This window comes from Microcella sp., assembly GCF_030645145.1.
Classification (GTDB): Bacteria; Actinomycetota; Actinomycetes; order Actinomycetales; family Microbacteriaceae; genus Microcella.
The window spans coordinates 1-1,256 of record NZ_JAUSMI010000047.1 but is presented as its reverse complement, the minus strand read 5'-3'; the positions used below and the strand labels follow the sequence as shown (position 1 = coordinate 1,256).

Sequence of the window (1,256 nt, the reverse complement as noted above, 5' to 3'; positions counted from 1 at the left end):
ATCACCGGCCTCGCACTGCTCGTCGCCGGAGTCGTCTTCATCACGGTTCTCGACTCGACGCCGATGGGCATCGGTCTGCTGATCATCGGCCTCGTCCTGGCCGGACTGTCGTTCACGGCCAGCGGCTCGGGGCCGGGTGGCGGCCGGCGACCGAGCCACTCCGAAAGCGGCTACGCCGGCGGTTACGGCCAGGGCGCGCTCTGGGGCGGTTTCGGCGGAGCGGCCGGGCGCGACGACTAGAGCGTCGGAAGCTGCCCGCGGAGGGCGGGCCACGAGCTCGCGAATCCGGGGTGCAGGGGCAGGGCATCCACCTGCTCGATCGCGACCCAGCGCAGCTCGAGGCTCTCGAGATCGGCGACGACCGGCTCGAAGAGCTCATCGACCCGCACGACGACCGTCGTGTACGACCAGAATCCGAGGTCGACGACGCTCTCGAACAGGACGCTGACCGCGTCGAGCGGCACACCGGCCTCCTCGTTCGACTCGCGCAGAGCCGCGTCGGCCGCTGACTCGCCGAGCTTGCGCGCCCCGCCCGGGATCCCCCACGTGCCGCCGTGATGCGACCACTCGGCGCGGTGCTGCAGAAGGATGCCCGCCTCGGCATGCCACGCGAGCAGCCCCGCGGCGCCGAAGCGGCCCCAGAAGCGCTGCCCGTCGGGGCCCTCGACCCACGCGTCGCCCGGGTCGCGCAGGTGCGGCGGGGGAAGCGGGGGCGGGATGTGGCGCGCGGCTCCGTCGGGTGCGGCGGAGGGCGGGATCGACATGGTGCTCAGGCTACGGCGCGAAACCTGCGAAACGGTGCGGGCGCGGTGGGCGGTGCGGCTCTGGTGCGGGCGGGCGGGCGCGTGGCTGGCTCGTCAGGCGAGCATCGCGCGGAACACGTGCGTGCGGTACGGCATGAGGATGTCGCCGTCGGCGGTCGCGACGCGTGCGCCGAGCGCGCCCACCTCCGCGAGCACGGCCTCGCGCTCGTCGTCGGCCATGGCGATGACGTCGCTGCGCGAGGCGGCGAGATCCATGAGGCCCTCGATCGTGAGGGTCGCCGTCCACTCCCACGCGGCGTGCTCGAGCGCGGTGAACGGCGGACCGATCTCGGGCATGCCCTCGGTGAGCAGGCGCTCGGCGGCGCTCGAGTGCATGATGCCGCTGAGCTCCTTCACCCACGGGACGGTCTCGTCACGGATGTTCCAGAACAGGCCGATCCGCCCGCCGGGGCGCAGCACGCGCGCGGCCTCCTGCGTCGCGAGCGACGGGTC

The 1,256-nt window shown here is 73.4% G+C and carries 2 protein-coding genes and 1 pseudogene; 1 reads left to right on the top strand and 2 read right to left on the bottom strand.

All coding sequences use genetic code 11. The features are described 5' to 3' along the window. On the top strand, nucleotides 1-240 hold a 240-nt coding region (locus tag Q7T15_RS02705; protein WP_304693028.1), incomplete at its 5' end, for a hypothetical protein. Here Q7T15_RS02705 and Q7T15_RS02700 read toward each other — a convergent pair. Both Q7T15_RS02700 and Q7T15_RS02695 read right to left on the bottom strand, forming a co-directional pair. Continuing rightward, entirely contained in the window at nucleotides 237-764 is a 528-nt protein-coding gene (locus Q7T15_RS02700; protein ID WP_304693027.1) for an NUDIX domain-containing protein, read from the bottom strand. The genes Q7T15_RS02705 and Q7T15_RS02700 overlap by 4 nt on opposite strands. Before the next feature lie 93 nt (nucleotides 765-857). After that, a pseudogene (locus Q7T15_RS02695) lies at nucleotides 858-1,256 on the bottom strand (SAM-dependent methyltransferase); the annotation flags it as partial.

Bases quoted from the DNA above. Each gene is read 5' to 3' on its own strand.
- Q7T15_RS02700 (WP_304693027.1), bottom strand. From the start codon at position 764: ATGTCGATCCCGCCCTCCGCCGCACCCGACGGAGCCGCGCGCCACATC.